The sequence below is a fragment of the Cupriavidus sp. FW305-F7 genome, from assembly GCF_058782875.1.
This window is the reverse complement of record NZ_JBYSYC010000050.1, coordinates 40,273-54,736: the sequence shown is the minus strand read 5'-3', so window position 1 is coordinate 54,736 and position 14,464 is coordinate 40,273. Positions and strand designations below refer to the sequence as shown.

The 14,464-nt window shown below is 67.3% G+C and carries 10 protein-coding genes; 6 read left to right on the top strand and 4 right to left on the bottom strand.

The annotated features are described in order from the left end of the window. The first annotated feature begins 756 nt into the window (after positions 1-756). Together AC3WL8_RS33165 and AC3WL8_RS33160 are read left to right on the top strand one after the other, a co-directional pair. Positions 757-1,227, top strand: a complete 471-nt coding sequence (locus AC3WL8_RS33165; protein WP_211979515.1) for a hypothetical protein — start codon at positions 757-759, stop codon at positions 1,225-1,227. Positions 1,228-1,352: 125 nt separating this feature from the next. Then, on the top strand, positions 1,353-2,720 hold the full coding sequence (locus AC3WL8_RS33160) for a sigma-54 dependent transcriptional regulator (protein WP_013954097.1): 1,368 nt from the start codon (positions 1,353-1,355) through the stop codon (positions 2,718-2,720). 146 nt (positions 2,721-2,866) lie between these two features. Here the strand turns inward: AC3WL8_RS33160 and AC3WL8_RS33155 are convergent, their stop codons facing one another. Together AC3WL8_RS33155 and AC3WL8_RS33150 are read right to left on the bottom strand one after the other, a co-directional pair. Next, positions 2,867-3,256 (bottom strand): hypothetical protein, encoded by a 390-nt coding sequence (locus AC3WL8_RS33155; RefSeq protein WP_013954096.1) that lies wholly within the window; start codon positions 3,254-3,256, stop codon positions 2,867-2,869. A gap of 794 nt (positions 3,257-4,050) precedes the next feature. Beyond that, positions 4,051-4,245 carry a hypothetical protein gene (locus AC3WL8_RS33150; protein ID WP_235205753.1) on the bottom strand — a complete coding sequence of 65 codons (195 nt, stop codon included), beginning with the start codon at positions 4,243-4,245 and terminating at the stop codon, positions 4,051-4,053. Between the two features lie 102 nt (positions 4,246-4,347). Between AC3WL8_RS33150 and AC3WL8_RS33145 the strand changes: the two genes are divergently transcribed. Further along, positions 4,348-5,421: a YihY/virulence factor BrkB family protein gene (locus AC3WL8_RS33145; RefSeq protein WP_013954094.1), complete on the top strand. Its 1,074-nt coding sequence runs from the start codon at positions 4,348-4,350 to the stop codon at positions 5,419-5,421. Positions 5,422-5,594: 173 nt separating this feature from the next. Further along, on the top strand, positions 5,595-7,196 hold the full coding sequence (locus tag AC3WL8_RS33140; protein WP_211979513.1) for a peptide chain release factor 3: 1,602 nt from the start codon (positions 5,595-5,597) through the stop codon (positions 7,194-7,196). Positions 7,197-7,281: 85 nt separating this feature from the next. Here AC3WL8_RS33140 and AC3WL8_RS33135 read toward each other — a convergent pair whose 3' ends face one another. Beyond that, on the bottom strand, positions 7,282-9,450 hold the full coding sequence (locus AC3WL8_RS33135) for a TonB-dependent receptor family protein (RefSeq protein ID WP_041228759.1): 2,169 nt from the start codon (positions 9,448-9,450) through the stop codon (positions 7,282-7,284). A 352-nt stretch (positions 9,451-9,802) separates the two neighbouring features. On the opposite strand from AC3WL8_RS33135, the gene AC3WL8_RS33130 reads away from it, so the two are divergent. Together AC3WL8_RS33130 and AC3WL8_RS33125 are read left to right on the top strand one after the other, a co-directional pair. After that, positions 9,803-11,050, top strand: coding sequence for an MFS transporter (locus AC3WL8_RS33130; RefSeq protein ID WP_010811158.1), 1,248 nt, complete (start codon positions 9,803-9,805; stop codon positions 11,048-11,050). 465 nt (positions 11,051-11,515) lie between these two features. Next, complete coding sequence (locus AC3WL8_RS33125; RefSeq protein ID WP_211979512.1) at positions 11,516-12,454, top strand: mechanosensitive ion channel family protein; 939 nt, start codon at positions 11,516-11,518, stop codon at positions 12,452-12,454. Here the strand turns inward: AC3WL8_RS33125 and edd are convergent. Next, positions 12,451-14,298: a phosphogluconate dehydratase gene (gene edd, locus AC3WL8_RS33120; protein WP_013954089.1), complete on the bottom strand. Its 1,848-nt coding sequence runs from the start codon at positions 14,296-14,298 to the stop codon at positions 12,451-12,453. The two genes, AC3WL8_RS33125 and edd, sit on opposite strands and share 4 nt — an antisense overlap. Positions 14,299-14,464 lie beyond the last annotated feature (166 nt).

Sequence of the window (14,464 nt, the reverse complement as noted above, 5' to 3'; positions counted from 1 at the left end):
CAAGTTAACAGCTCGACACCTTGTTTACAACCCCTGCAAAGAAAAATGCCGTTCAGACTTAACTGAACGGCATTAGCGGCCAGGGCCGCCTTTTTTCATGGTGCGCCGCTGTCATGATATTGCCATCGTGATGCTGGGCGGTGCCGCAGCGCCGTCCCGCATTCGCCAGCCGTACCCGTTTCTGCGTGCCGCGCAGGCGGGCCCACAGGCCGGGCGTACCTGTTTCTGCGTGACAGTCCGCCACGCCCTCGCGGCATGGGGCGCGGCTTGCCATTCCCCGCGGAGACGGGGCCGTTATCACCCGTTCGGGGGTGTGAAAGCGTACCCGTTTCTGCGTAGCATATGTGCTAACGTTGGCCGCCGGGAATGTGCCGGAAAAGTGTGTATTCGCAGGCCAGCGGGTAGTGTGCGCGCGGCCTCATACCAAAGTATGAGATTGGCTGTAAGCCACCCACGCGGGGCTGGACAAAGTGCCCCAAATGCACTGAACTATAGACGTGGCAAAGAGGGGCGCGGCAAGGCGCCCCTTCTTGACTCCGGTGCATGCGGCAGGATGTCGGAGCCAACCGAGAGCGCTTGAGCGCCGTTCGCCAGTCGGGGGACATTTCGGACCAGACCGTCAACAAGGCGGCATAGCCACCATCCGGGAGCGTGCGGGAAACACGCGCGCCACGCAGACAAAAAACTAGCTCAAAGACTGACAAGTGGTAACCGCAGACGTGTAGTGCCGGGGGATGTTGTTCAACGGGGATTATCATGACCGCAGGAGAGATCCGGCGACCCGCCATCGGGCCTGTTAGGGAGACTAATAACCGCTCCATCCGATCCATCCATCATGCCTGGGCTGCCGTGGGGGAAGCCACAGGCGAAGCGCCCAGCAAGCGGGCAGTCCAAGAGGGCGCGACGGCCGACGTGGCCGCCCTGCTTGCCGAAGACAGCGAACTCAGCGACAGCGCGCGCGCGGCCGTGGCCAACCTGTTGCGCCGCCATCGCCTGCTCGAGGGCGAACTGGCACGCCAGCGCACGCTGCTGCAGGAATGGATCCTGAGCCAGCTGACCTACAAGACGCTCTACTACCAATACTCCGGCCAGTCGCCGCAGGCGCCGCGCCTGGAGTTGATGCGTGAAAAGGAGACTGTGCGGCGGCGTATCCGCGATCAGCTCCAGGCAGGTGCGGACTACCTTGCCGCGCCCGATGAGCAACTCCGCAGTCTGTCCAGCTCGTGATACCGACGTCGCGCGCGGGTGCGTGCCCGCAGCCAGTTCAGCCCCACCGTCCGCCGCGGCCCCAGGCCGCGACGGCGGACACGGGTGCCGGAACCAAAAACAAGCCTAACGTCCGGGAGATCGTGATGGACCGACTGTGCAAGGCGTCACGCACTGCACAGATCGTGGTCGTGTCGCGTCATGAAGATTTTGGTTTTGACCCGTCTGGCAGCGCCACGGGATGGGAAATCCGCCGGGTCCAGCAGATTCGCGACCTTGAACGCGTGGTGCGGGCCTGCCCGCCCATGGCCGGCGTGATCGACCTGCAGTCCGACTACAGCGATGCCGAGTTCGCGCAGCTCGAACAGGCACTGCAGTACCTGCACATTACGTGGGTGGCCATCACCTCCGATGAAATGCTGGCGCAGGAGCGCGTGCGCCGGCTGATCCGCGACTACTGCGTCGACTACGTGCGCATGCCGTTCTCGATGCCAGAGTTGCTCTACACGCTCAAGCATGCGCAGGGCATGGCATCGCTGCACGGCGTGCGCCCGCAGGAGACCGCCTCGCGCGGCACCATGATCGGCGAGTGCGCGGCCATGCGGGCGATGTTCCGCTCGCTGGCCAAGGTGGCGCACAACGAGGCACCGGTGTTCATTTCCGGCGAGTCCGGCACCGGCAAGGAACTCGCCGCGCAGGCGATCCACGATGCCTCGAGCCGGCGCAAGGGACCGTTCATCGCCATCAACTGCGGTGCGATTCCGTCGCACCTGGTGCAGTCCGAGCTGTTCGGGTATGAAAAGGGCGCGTTCACCGGCGCCAACCAGCGCAAGATCGGCTGGATCGAGCAGGCGCAGGGCGGCACGCTGTTCCTGGACGAGATCGGCGACCTGCCGCTGGAAAGCCAGGTGGCGCTGCTGCGTTTCCTGCAGCAGGGCATGATCACCCGCCTGGGCGGACACCAGTCGATCCCGCTGAACCTGCGCATCATCTCGGCCACGCACGTGGACCTGGTGGCGGCACAGGCCGACGGGCGCTTCCGTTCCGACCTGTTCCACCGGCTGTGCGTGCTGACGCTGACCATCCCGGCGCTGCGCGAGCGCGGCGAAGACATCCTGCAGCTGGCCAACGCGGTGCTGACCGAGCACGGGCACGAGGCGCACCGGCGCATTCGTGGGTTCTCGGCCTGCGCAACGCAGGCAATGATGCAGTACGCGTGGCCGGGCAACGTGCGCGAACTGATCAACCGCGTGCGCCGCGCCATCGTGATGACCGACAACCGCAAGATCACCGCCGAAGACCTGCAGCTGCATGGCGGGGCGGAACTGCCGCGCAAGACCCTCGACGCGATCCGCGAAGAGGCCGAGCGCGAGGCCATCCGCACCGTGATGGCCAGCCACGGCTTTCACGTGGTGCCGGCCGCGCGCGAACTCAATGTCTCGCGCGTGACGCTGTACCGGCTCATGCACAAGCACAACATTCGCGTGGAGAGCCAGCCGACGGCGGGCGAGTAAACGGTTGGCGGTTGGCGCGGTTGGCGGTTGGCGGGCCTCAGCTGGCGCAGCTTGTCGCTGGCCGGGCGCAATCCCAGGCGCCGCAGGAAAGGGGAACAGGCGACGTCCGCTCGCCGGTTCCGCCTTTCCTCGTGCCCGTCGGCACGTCAGCGCACCACCGCACGGGGCTGGCTGGCCCCGGACCCGCCGCTGGCCGCATCCATCGGCTCGGCGGCAAGGTTCATGCTGAGCTTGCCGCGCGGATGGCGCGGCGGCCCGTTCTCGTCTTGCTGGCGCCACGGCACGATCGCGCCGCGCTCCGGCTTGTCGCGCGCTTGCCGCCCTGGCGTTGGCATGGCGGCACCGGACGATGTGTCCGGGGATAGCTGCAGTTCCCCCCAGGCCCAGCCAAAGCCGCGCACGTAGACATCATTGCTAACCGCCGCGTGGCTGTTGGCGCTGGCTGCTTCGGGGCGGTCGAACCAGGCATAGCTTGCCGCCGCGGCGCTGCTTGAGAACACCGCCAGCACCGTGGCGGCAAGCATTCCGGCTGTCATGGTGGGTGCCTCCCTGTGGAAAAAACGGTGCCCGCCGGGGGACGGAGCACCAAATCCGCGCGGGCACGCTGGCTCGTGTGCCCGCATCATTCTGTTTGCGGCGCTAGCCTGCCGCGAATGCCTGCGTCGCCGATGCTGCCTGCGGTCACGCGCGCCGCTTGCCCGCATGGCGCCGGAAGGCAGTCCTGGCAACCCCCTGCCTTGCCGTCGCTGCGCAGCCCGCGCCTTGTGCGGCTGGCGCGGCGGGCGGAGTGCGCGCACGCGGATGGGGCAACAGCGGCGACGACAGCAGATCCACCACCGATGGCGGTGGACCTGCGAGCCGGTAGGAGCGCCGGCGCGCCGTCATGCGTGATGGCGGATGACGCATGGCTGGGTTTTCTCCTGCATGCAATGACGGGTTCAACGGACACGGACACATGTGCCCCTGTCCAGCCTGAGCGACAAGTGTGCCAAGGGCCGCAAAGGCTTATGCCACGCGGGTTTGCGGCGTGCGGGGCGAGCGCGGGCAGGCTCCGGGGCGCAGTGGCAGACCAATTGGTTTCGCCGCTGCAACGCGCCCTGCGCGCGGCGGCGCGCGTGATGGCCGCGCTGGTGTGGCGCAGGCTGCCCGTTGCGTACGCCGGGTGCGGGATAACGCGCTGCGCCACGCCCGCACGCGCGGCCTTGCAACGCGTTGCACGCCTGAAACCGGTGTTGCAGCGGGCGCGGCCCGACAACACCTGCGCCGGCCGCCGATGGGTCACGCAGAAACGGGTACGCCCTGGTCGATGCTTGCAGTGCCTGTAGCGCCGTCAGCGTGGCTGCCCGGAGGCCGGCGCGCCTGGTGTGTCGGCGGGATTGAGCGTGGCGGGCGCGCCTGGGGTGGCGCTGGCCGCTGTGCCGGAAATGGGCTTGGGGCCCGGCTGGCTGCGTTCGCAGCCAGCGCAGCCCAGCATCCCGATGATCAGTAGCACGGCCGCTGGGCGCGTGCGGAGGTTGCAGGTCACGGTGCCTCCTTGCGCCGGCGCGCGGGCACGGGTTGCGCCGGCAGGTGTGCCTCGTCCTACTGTAGCAGGTTGCCCCGCTGCGCCGGCTTGGGGCAGCGTGCAATGCGCAGTATGATGAACGCACGGGCCCTCGCCGCACAGACCGTGACGCGAAGGCATGCGCAACGCACCCGCGATCCGCCTGGCGCATCGCGCCAGCACCAGGCCGTGACCGACAACACCGAACGCCCGTCCACTTCCGCCGGCAACGCGGCGCCACAGCCCCGCCGGCGCCGCCCGCACTGGCTGCCGGACCGCCATACCGGCACGCGCACCCTGCGCGTGGTCGCCGCCGCCATCAACTCCTGGTTCGCGCATCGGGCGGCCAGCAAGGGGGCGGCGCTCTCCTTTTATATGCTGTTCTCGCTGGCGCCGATCCTGGTGCTGGTGATCTCCATCGCCGGCCTGTTTTTCGGCGCCGAGGCGGCGCGCGGCGAGATTTTCTCGCAGCTTGAAGGCCTGGTGGGCGAGCAGGGCGCCGCGGCCATCCAGGAAATCCTGGCGGCCACGCACCGCGCCGGCGGCAGCGGCATGGCGGCGCTGGTGGCGACGGCCATCCTGTTCGTGGGCGCCACCAGCGCCTTTGCCGAGCTCAAGAGCAGCCTGGACGACATCTGGCATGTGCCAGTGCCCGCGACCGCGGGCTGGCAGCAACTGCTGCGCGCGCGTCTGCTGTCGTTCAGCCTGGTGCTGGTGCTGGCCTTCATGCTGCTGGTGTCGCTGATCGTCAACGCGGCGCTGGCCGTGGTGGAGCGCCTCTGGGGCCAGTTGTGGACGCAGTCGTGGTTCGCGCCGGTGGCTGATGTGATTTCCACCGCCTTTTCCTTTGCCGTGGTGACGGCGCTGTTCGCGGTGATCTTCAAGATGCTGCCCAACGCGCGCATTGCCTGGCGCGACGTCACCATGGGCGCGGTCATCACCGCGTTGCTGTTCTCGGTCGGCAAGCGGCTGATCGGCTTGTACCTGGGCAACAGCGCAGTGGCCTCGTCGTACGGGGCCGCGGGCTCGGTGGTGGCGCTGATGCTGTGGGTGTATTACTCGGCACAGATCTTCTTTTTCGGCGCGGAACTGACGCGCCAGTACGCGTTGCAGTTCGGCAGCCTGCGCGGCAAGCCGGCGGATAAGCTGGCGGAATAACTTGGCGAACCGGGCCGCCACAAACCCGGAGCGGTGCGCAAAACCGGTAAAATAGCGCCCCATTCCCTTCGCGTGCCCGCAGAGCCCGGCCCCGCCATCGCCTGCGGGCGCTGCCGGCCCTGGCCCGGCCGCCCGCCGGGCCATCCAATATTTCCCAGTCAAACTCCGCTGCCGTGAGCTCGCTCGTTTCTGAAATTGCGCGTCGACGCACCTTTGCCATCATCTCCCACCCCGATGCGGGCAAGACCACCCTGACCGAAAAGCTGCTGTGGTTCGGCGGCGCCATCCAGGTCGCGGGCGAAGTGCGCGCGCGCAAGGCCGACCGCCACGCCACCTCGGACTGGATGGAGCTGGAAAAGCAGCGCGGCATCTCGGTGACCTCGTCGGTGATGCAGTTCCCCTACCGCCGGGAGACCGCTAATGGCAAGGCGCAGGAGAATATCGTCAACCTGCTCGACACCCCGGGCCACGAGGACTTCTCTGAAGACACCTACCGCACGCTGACCGCGGTGGACTCCGCGGTGATGGTGATCGACTCGGTCAACGGCGTGGAAGCGCAGACCATCAAGCTGCTCAACGTCTGCCGCCTGCGCGACACGCCAATCCTCACCTTCATCAACAAGCTCGACCGCGAAGGCCGTTCGCCGATCGAGCTGCTCGACGAGATCGAGGAGGTGCTGCAGATCCAGTGCGCGCCGATGACCTGGCCGATCGGCATGGGCAAGGCCTTCCGCGGCGTGTACCACCTGATCGATGACAAGGTGCAGCTGTTCGATCCGCACGGCGAGAAGGGCACGGCCGCGATCCTGGACGGGCTGGACAACCCGGAGCTGGACCGCATCCTGGGCAGCCAGGCCGAAGAGCTGCGCATCGAGATCGAGCTGGTGCGCGGTGCCTCGCACACTTTCGACAAGGATGCGTTCCTCAACGGCAAGCAGACCCCGGTCTACTTTGGTTCGGCCATCAACAACTTCGGCGTGCAGTCGCTGCTGGATGCGCTGTGCGAGCTGTCGCCGCCGCCGCTGGCGCGCAATACGGATTCGCGCGTGGTCGAGCCGCAGGAGCCCAAGTTCACCGGCTTCGTCTTCAAGATCCAGGCCAATATGGATCCGCGCCACCGCGACCGCATCGCTTTCGTGCGCGTGTGCTCGGGCCGTTTCGAGCGCGGCATGAAGCTGCTGCACGTGTCCGCCGGCAAGACCGTGGCGATCAACAACGCCATCACCTTCATGGCGCAGGACCGCAACACGACGGAAGAAGCCTACGCCGGCGACATCATCGGCGTGCCCAACCACGGCACCATCCGTCTGGGCGATGTCTTCACCGAGGGCGAGCCGCTCAAGTTCACCGGCATCCCGTCATTTGCGCCAGAATTCTTCCGCCGCGCGCGCCTGAACAACCCGCTCAAGGTCAAGCAGCTGCAGAAGGGTTTGCAGCAGCTGGCCGAGGAGGGCGCCACGCAGATGTTCCGCCCGCTTGCCTCTAACGACCTGGTGCTGGGCGCGGTCGGTATCCTGCAGTTCGACGTGGTCGCGCACCGGCTCGAGCATGAGTACGGCGTCGATGCCATTTTCGAATCGCATGAATGCGCGACCGCGCGCTGGCTCAAGGGCGCGCCCGCGGAGATCGAGAAGCTGATCGCCAAGGCGGGGCATAACGTGGCGCTGGATGGCGCGGGCGACCATGTGTATCTGGCGCCGAGCATGGTGAACCTGAGGCTGACGCAGGAGCGGTTCCCGGAGCTGCAGTTCCTGGAGACGCGCGAGATCGTCTAACGATCCCATCGCTGAACGTGCAAAACGGCTCGCCTTGGCGAGCCGTTTTGTATTCCTGAAGGGGGCGGTGGCGCTGAACAGCGCCTCAATACGCCAGCGACGCCTGGATATAGAACGTCCGCGGCATCCCCACATACTTGCCCGCATTGTTGTCCGTCGAGCGCGTGAAATAGCGCTTGTCGAACACGTTCTTCACCCCGACCGCAACCTTCAGATTCTGCGCCGACTTGCCGAAGTCATAGCCCAGCCGCATGTTCAGCAGCGCATAACCCGGGATATCGCCCAGCGCACCGTTTGCGCTTTCCGCCGTCTGGTAGCTGGTCGACGTGCTCGGATCGCCCGGCGAATGCTGCTTCGACTGGGCAAAGCCATCGACATTGAGCGCCCAGCGGTTGCGCGCATAGCGCATGCCTACGGTGGCCACGTGGCGCGAATAGAACGGCAGGTCGCGCCCGGCGAAGTTGCCCTGGTTGTAGGTGGCTTCGGTGAAGGTGTAGGTCGCGTACGCCGACAGGCCGGCCAGCGACTTGTCGAGCGCGCCGAAGTCATAGCGCAGCGACGATTCCACGCCGCGGTGGGTGGTGGCGCCGAGGTTGGTCCACGCATCCGGCGCGCCGCCGGTGCCGCCGCGCAGCTGCAGCTCGTCGTCGAAATCGATATTGAACAGCGTCAGCTCGCCGCCCCAGCCGTTGGCGTTGAAGTGCGTGCCGACCTCATACGTCTTGGCCTTCTCGGGGGTCAGGCCGTTGGTGGTCTGCGCGATCTGGAAGTACTGCAGCGGCCCGAACGAGACGCCGGCATTGGCGAACAGCTTCCACTGGTCGCTGACGTGGTACATCACCGCCAGCGACGGCAGCGGCTCGTTGGACGAGACGTCGTTGCGCGCGCCGCTGAAGTTGTCGGTCACGTACGACCGGATGAACTCGTAGCGCAAGCCCGGCGTGATGGTCCAGCTGCCGACGTTGATGGTGTCGTCGAGATAGACCGCATTGGCGGTGGTGCCGCCCGTGCGCGACTGGTACACCGGTGACGGCAGTGTGGTGGGGTCGACGGTGCCCGGGGTGTAGAACAGCGTGCGCGATGCCTTTTCGTCGCTGGCTTCGCGCAGGAAGCGGTAGCCGACGCTGACCTCGTGGCTCATGCTCTCGCCGCGGAACAGCTGCGAGTAGCGCGGCTCGATCGCGAACGTATGGTAGTTGCGCGGCGCCGCGGTCAGGCGGCGCAGGTTGGCCTGCGCTCCGGTGCCTTGCTGCTCGATATTGCTGCCGCGGAAGCTGTCGGTGTAGTACGTCAGCACCTCGAACTTGCGGTTGTTGTCGTTGTGGCTGTACTTCAGGCTGAAGTCGCTGCGGCGGCCGTCGAAATTGTCGTAGGGCCGCACCGACTGGAACGGGTCGGCCGCATACTGGGCCGAAGTCAGGCCGCCGGGCATGCCGGCCCTGCCCTCGTAGTAGTGGAAGGCCGCGCTCAGTTCATCGGTCTTCGAGATCCGGTACGCGCCCTTGAGCATCAGGTCGTCGATATTGACGTGGTCGTTGCTCTCGCGATAGCCGTTGCCATGGATGCCCGAGTACAGCAACGCGCCGCCCAGGCCGTTGTCGTTGGTGCCGCCGATGAATGCGGTCGGGTTGGTCTTGACGCTGCCGCCATGGCTGTAGATGTCGGTCGATACCGATGCATCGGCCGCAAACAGCTTCGGGACCGGGCGCGTCACGAAGTTGATGATGCCGCCCACGTTCTGCGGGCCGTAGCGCACCGAGCCGGCGCCGCGCACCACGTCGATGGTTTCCAGGTTGCCCAGCGACAGCGGCGCCATCGACAGCTGCGGCTGGCCGTAGGGCGCGACTGCCAGCGGCACGCCGTCCATCAGGATGGTCGAGCGCGGCGACAGGCGCGAGGTCAGCCCGCGCACGCCCACGTTGAGCGACACATCGCTGCCGCCGGTGCCGTTGTTCTCCTGCACCTGCACGCCCGGGATGCGGCGCAGCACCTCGCGCACATTGTTGGCGCCGGCTTCCTGGAAGGTCTCGCGGTCGACGATGGTACGCGCGCCGGGGTGCTCCAGCACCTTGGCCTCGTTGGCGTTCTCCAGCCAGTTGCCGACCACGGTGACGGTGTTCAGCGTGGCTTCGGGGTTGGCGGCAGGCGCGGAGACAGGTGCGGGATCAGCGGCGTGGGCCGGCAGGGCGGCAAGCTGGGCGAACAGCAGGGCGGCGCCGATGGCACCCCCGGAAAGGCGGAAAGCGGGCTGCAAGATGAGATTCCTGAGAAGCAGCGCGTTCCGCAAGCCAAGGGGAGGGACGTCGTGGGCGGCCGCGCCAATGGGCCGCGATTATGAATGCGAGTGATTCTCAGAAGCGAAACGGCCAGCACCCGCCGCCCGGGATTGTGGTTTCTGTGCATCAATGTGCAGACATCCGGACACCTAGAAGAGGTGAATTACCAACGATTTTTTCGGTAGGTGTGCGCGTGTGGGCATCTGTATGCAGGTATTCAGCAGGCGCTTTAGAATCTTGCCTTTGTGCACTGCAAAGGCTGTCGTGGCGTCCTCAATGGCACGGCGGCGCTGTGCGGTGCGCAGCCATCTCCGCCTCCCTCCCGTATCCATGTCTTCCCCTGCCACCGTCCAGGCCGCCGCGCCGGACAGCGTCTTCGGCGACGCCGTTTTCCGCCGTTACTGGTTCGCACGCCTGTGCACCACGATTGGCTACCAGATCTTTACGGTGGCGGTCGGCTGGCAGATGTATGACCTGACCCGCGACCCGCTGATGCTCGGCATGGTCGGGCTGGTGCAGTTCCTGCCGTCGGTGGTGCTGATCCTGATGTCGGGGCACGTGGCCGACCGCTTCGACCGGCGCCGCATCGTGCGCACCTGCCAGGCGATCGAGGCGCTGCTGGCCGCCGGCATGGCCGTGGCCAGCCTGAGCGGATGGATCGACAGCCATCACATCTTTGTCTTCGTCGCGCTGATCGGCGCCACGCGCGCGTTCGAGACCCCCACGCTGCAGGCGCTGCTGCCCAGCGTGGTGACGCCACGCCAGCTGCCGCGCGCGGTGGCGCTGGCCAGTTCCGCCGGGCAGGCCGCCATCATCATCGGCCCGGCCATCGGCGGCTTTGCCTACGTGGCCGGGCCGGGCGTGGTCTATGGGCTGAGTGCCACGCTCTTTGCCATTGCTGCCGTGCTGGTAAGCGGCATCACGCTGCGCCAGGCCGCGCAGCGCCTGACGGCGCCGGTCAGCGTGCGAACGGTGTTTGCGGGGTTTGCCTATATCCGCAGCCGCCCGGTGCTGCTGGGCGCGATTTCGCTGGACCTGTTCGCGGTGCTGCTGGGCGGCGCCGTGGCACTGCTGCCGATCTACGCGCGCGACATCCTGCACACCGGCCCGTGGGGCCTGGGGCTGCTGCGTTCGTCGCCGGCAGTCGGCGCGCTGGTGATGGCGCTGTGGCTGGCGCGCCATCCGCTGAACCGGCGCGCCGGGCGCATCATGTTCGGCGCGGTGGCGCTGTTCGGGGTGGCTACCGTGGTGTTCGGCGTATCGACCTGGCTGCCGTTGTCGATGGTGGCGCTGGTGGTGCTGGGGGCCTCGGACATGATCAGCGTGGTGGTGCGCTCCACACTGGTCCAGCTCGACACCCCGGACGACATGCGCGGGCGCGTGGGTGCCGTCAATTCGGTGTTTATCGGCGCCTCGAACCAGCTGGGCGAGTTCGAGTCCGGCGTCACCGCGGCATTGCTGGGCCCGGTGGGCGCGGTGATCCTGGGCGGCGTCGGCACGCTGCTGGTGGTGGCGCTGTGGATGCGGTTCTTTCCTGCGCTGGCCGCGCGCGACCGGCTGCACGACCATCCTGCCTGACCCGTTGCCGGGGCAGGGCAGGGAGCGTACCCGTTTCTGCGTCCCTGCCGGTGCCCGCACGGCGGTATCGCCGACACCCCTTCGCCAACTTTCGTCGCTGAAAGTTGTGCCAGCACAGCTGGCCCGCCGCACCAGGCTTGGCCTGGCTGCTCCTGGTCCCTCCCTCGCTCGGATTTTTCTGATCCGCCGCCAGCCTTGATTGCACAAGGGCTGGCGCGTCGGCACGCAAGCGCGAACCGCAATCGCCGGAAACCAATTCCCGCCTTATTTGTCTCCCTAACTGGGTTGCCGTGTCGGCATTGTCGGTGATCGTCTTACATCGCGTTTGCAACGTACGGCAATTTCCCCGGCGGGAAGTTTTCTGCCAGCCGCCTGAGGGTAACCTGGCAGCCCGCTGCCGCACGCAGAAACGGGTACGCAGCACCGCCTGTCTCCTCAATAACAACCGCAAACGGAGCCGCTCCCATGGACCTGAACTTCATCGATGCCAACAAGCTGGAGGCGGGCTGGACCTACCTGGTCCAGTTCGCCATCAACCAGGGCATGAACTGCCTGGCAGCCATCCTGATCCTGATGGCCGGCTGGTGGCTGTCGGCCCGCGTGGGCCGGGCGGCCCGGCGCGCGCTCAGCCGCACGCACGTGGACGAAACCATGCGCCCGCTGCTGGCCAACGCGCTGCAATGGATGGTGCGCGTGCTGACCATCGTGCTGGTGCTGTCGCAGTTCGGGGTGCAGACCGCCAGCATCATCGCCATGCTGGGCGCCGCGGGCCTGGCCATCGGGCTGGCGCTGCAGGGCACCCTGCAGAATATTGCCGCCGGCATCATGCTGGTGCTGCTGCGGCCGTTCCGCGTAGGCCAGTACATCGATGCGCAGGGGGTGGCCGGCACCGTGCGCGAGACCGGCCTCTTCATGACTGAGTTGACCACCTTCGACGGCGTGTGCCTGCGCGTGCCCAACGGCAAGCTGTGGGGCAGCGCCATCACCAACTACAGCGAGAACGCCACGCGGCGCGCTGACATCGAAGCCACGGTGACCTTCGACAGCGATGTGCAGCGCAGCCTGGAAGCGCTGCGCGCAATGCTCGCGCGCGAGCCGCGCCTGCTGGCCGACCCCACGCCCGAGACCATGGTGGTCAACTACACGCAGCAGGGCATCACGCTGAACGTGCGCTACTGGACCTCGAATGACGACTACTGGAACGTGCGTTTCGCGTTCTACGAGCGCATCAAGCACGCGCTGGAACAGGCCGGCAGCAAGCTGGCGGTGCCGATCCAGGAATTGCACGTGCCGGGCGCCGCTTCGGTGCCGGGTGCGGTGAAGGTGGCCGACAGCGCGCCAGCGGCGGGCGCGCCGCACCCGACCGGCGCGGCGCCGCGCCAGCCGGTACAGCACCTGGGCTAGCGCTGCAGATTGTTTTCGTCGCCCTCGTCCGAAAACAGCGTGCAGGCACCGCTTTCCGCAGTGCTGACATGGCGGCGGAAGGTGGCGAACAGGTCGCGGCCCACGCCGTGGCGATTGGCGCTCAGGTCCGGACGGGCAGGCGCGCGCGCCTGCCATTCGTCATCCGGCACCAGCACGTCGAGCACGCCCGCGGGCGCATCCACGCGCATCATGTCGCCGCTGCGCACGCGCCCGATCGCGCCTCCGTGCAGCGCCTCGGGGCAGACATGGATGGCTGCCGGCACCTTGCCCGACGCGCCCGACATGCGCCCGTCGGTTACCAGCGCCACATGGAAGCCGCGGTCCTGCAGCACCGTCAGCGTGGGCGTGAGCTTGTGCAACTCGGGCATGCCGCACGAGGCCGGGCCCTGCCACGGCAGCACCGCAACGAAGTCGCGCTCCAGCTCGCCGCGCTTGAATGCGTGCAGCACATCGTCCTGATGCTCGAACACGATCGCCGGTGCCTCCACCACCTGGTGCTCGGCCTTGACCGCCGAGGTCTTGATCACCGCGCGGCCCAGCTTGCCGTCCAGCACCTTGATGCCGCCGTCCGGCGCAAAGGGCGCGTCGGCGCCACGCACGATGCTGTCATCGAGCGGCGCGGCCGGGCCGTCGATCCACGTCAGCTTGCCGTCGCGCAGCACGGGTTCGCGCGTGTAATCCTGCAGCCCGCGGCCGACGATGGTGGTCACGTCGTCATGCACCAGGCCCAGCGACAGCAGCCCGCGGATCACCACGGGCAGCCCGCCGGCCGCCTGGAACTGGTTCACGTCGGCCTTGCCGTTCGGGTACACGCGGGCCAGCAGCGGCACCACGGCCGAGAGCTCGTCAAAGTCGTCCCAGCCCAGCACGATGCCGGCCACGCGCGCCATCGCGATCAGGTGCAGCGTGTGGTTGGTGGAGCCGCCGGTGGCCAGCAGCCCGACGATGCCGTTGACGAAGGCGCGCTCGTCCAACACCTCGGCCACCGGCGTATAGCGCTCGCCGCCGTGCACCAGCTTCAGCGCCTGGCGCGCGGCCTCGCGCGTGAGCGCCTCACGCAGCGGCGTGTTGGGGTTGACGAAGGCCGTGCCCGGCAGGTGCAGGCCCATCATTTCCATCAGCATCTGGTTGGAATTAGCAGTGCCGTAGAAGGTGCAGGTGCCGGGGCCGTGATAGGAGCGGGTCTCGGCCTCGAGCAGTTCCTTGCGGCCGATCTTGCCTTCGGCGTAGAGCTGGCGCGTGTGCGCCTTTTCGTCGTTGCTGATGCCGGTGGTCATGGGCCCGCCCGGCACGAAGACGGCCGGCAGGTGGCCGAACGACAGCGCGCCCATCACCAGCCCGGGCACGATCTTGTCGCACACGCCCAGGTACAGCGCGGCATCGAACATCTGGTGCGACAGCGCCACTGCCGTGGCCAGCGCAATCACATCGCGCGAGAACAGCGACAGGTCCATGCCGTCCTGGCCCTGCGTGACGCCGTCGCACATCGCGGGCGTGCCGCCGGCAAACTGCGCGGTGCCGCCGGCCTCGAGCGCCGCTTCCTTGAGCCACTGGGGGAAAGCCGCCAGCGGCTGGTGCGCCGACAGCATGTCGTTGTAGGCCGAGACGATCGCCAGGTTGGGCCGCTCGTCGGCCTTCAGACGAATCTTCGCGGCGTCAGGCATGGCAGCCACCGCATGGGCCAGGTTGGTACAGGAAAGCTGCGCGCGTTCGACCTTCTGCCCGGCCATGGCGCGGGTGCGGTCAAGGTACGCCTGGCGCGAGGCGGCGCTGCGGGAGACGATGCGGGCGGTGACCCGCTCGAGCACTGGATGACGTGGCATGGGGTTCTCCTGCGGGGGAGCTTTCAGCCTAGCGCACTTTGCCGCGTACCGCACGGTGCACTGACCGATGCACGCAGAAACGGGTACGCTTTGGGCCCGGGTCATGCATTTGCCGCGGCATGTGCCGCAGCCTGCGCCTCGCCAAGCCGGGGCGAGTCACGTAAAC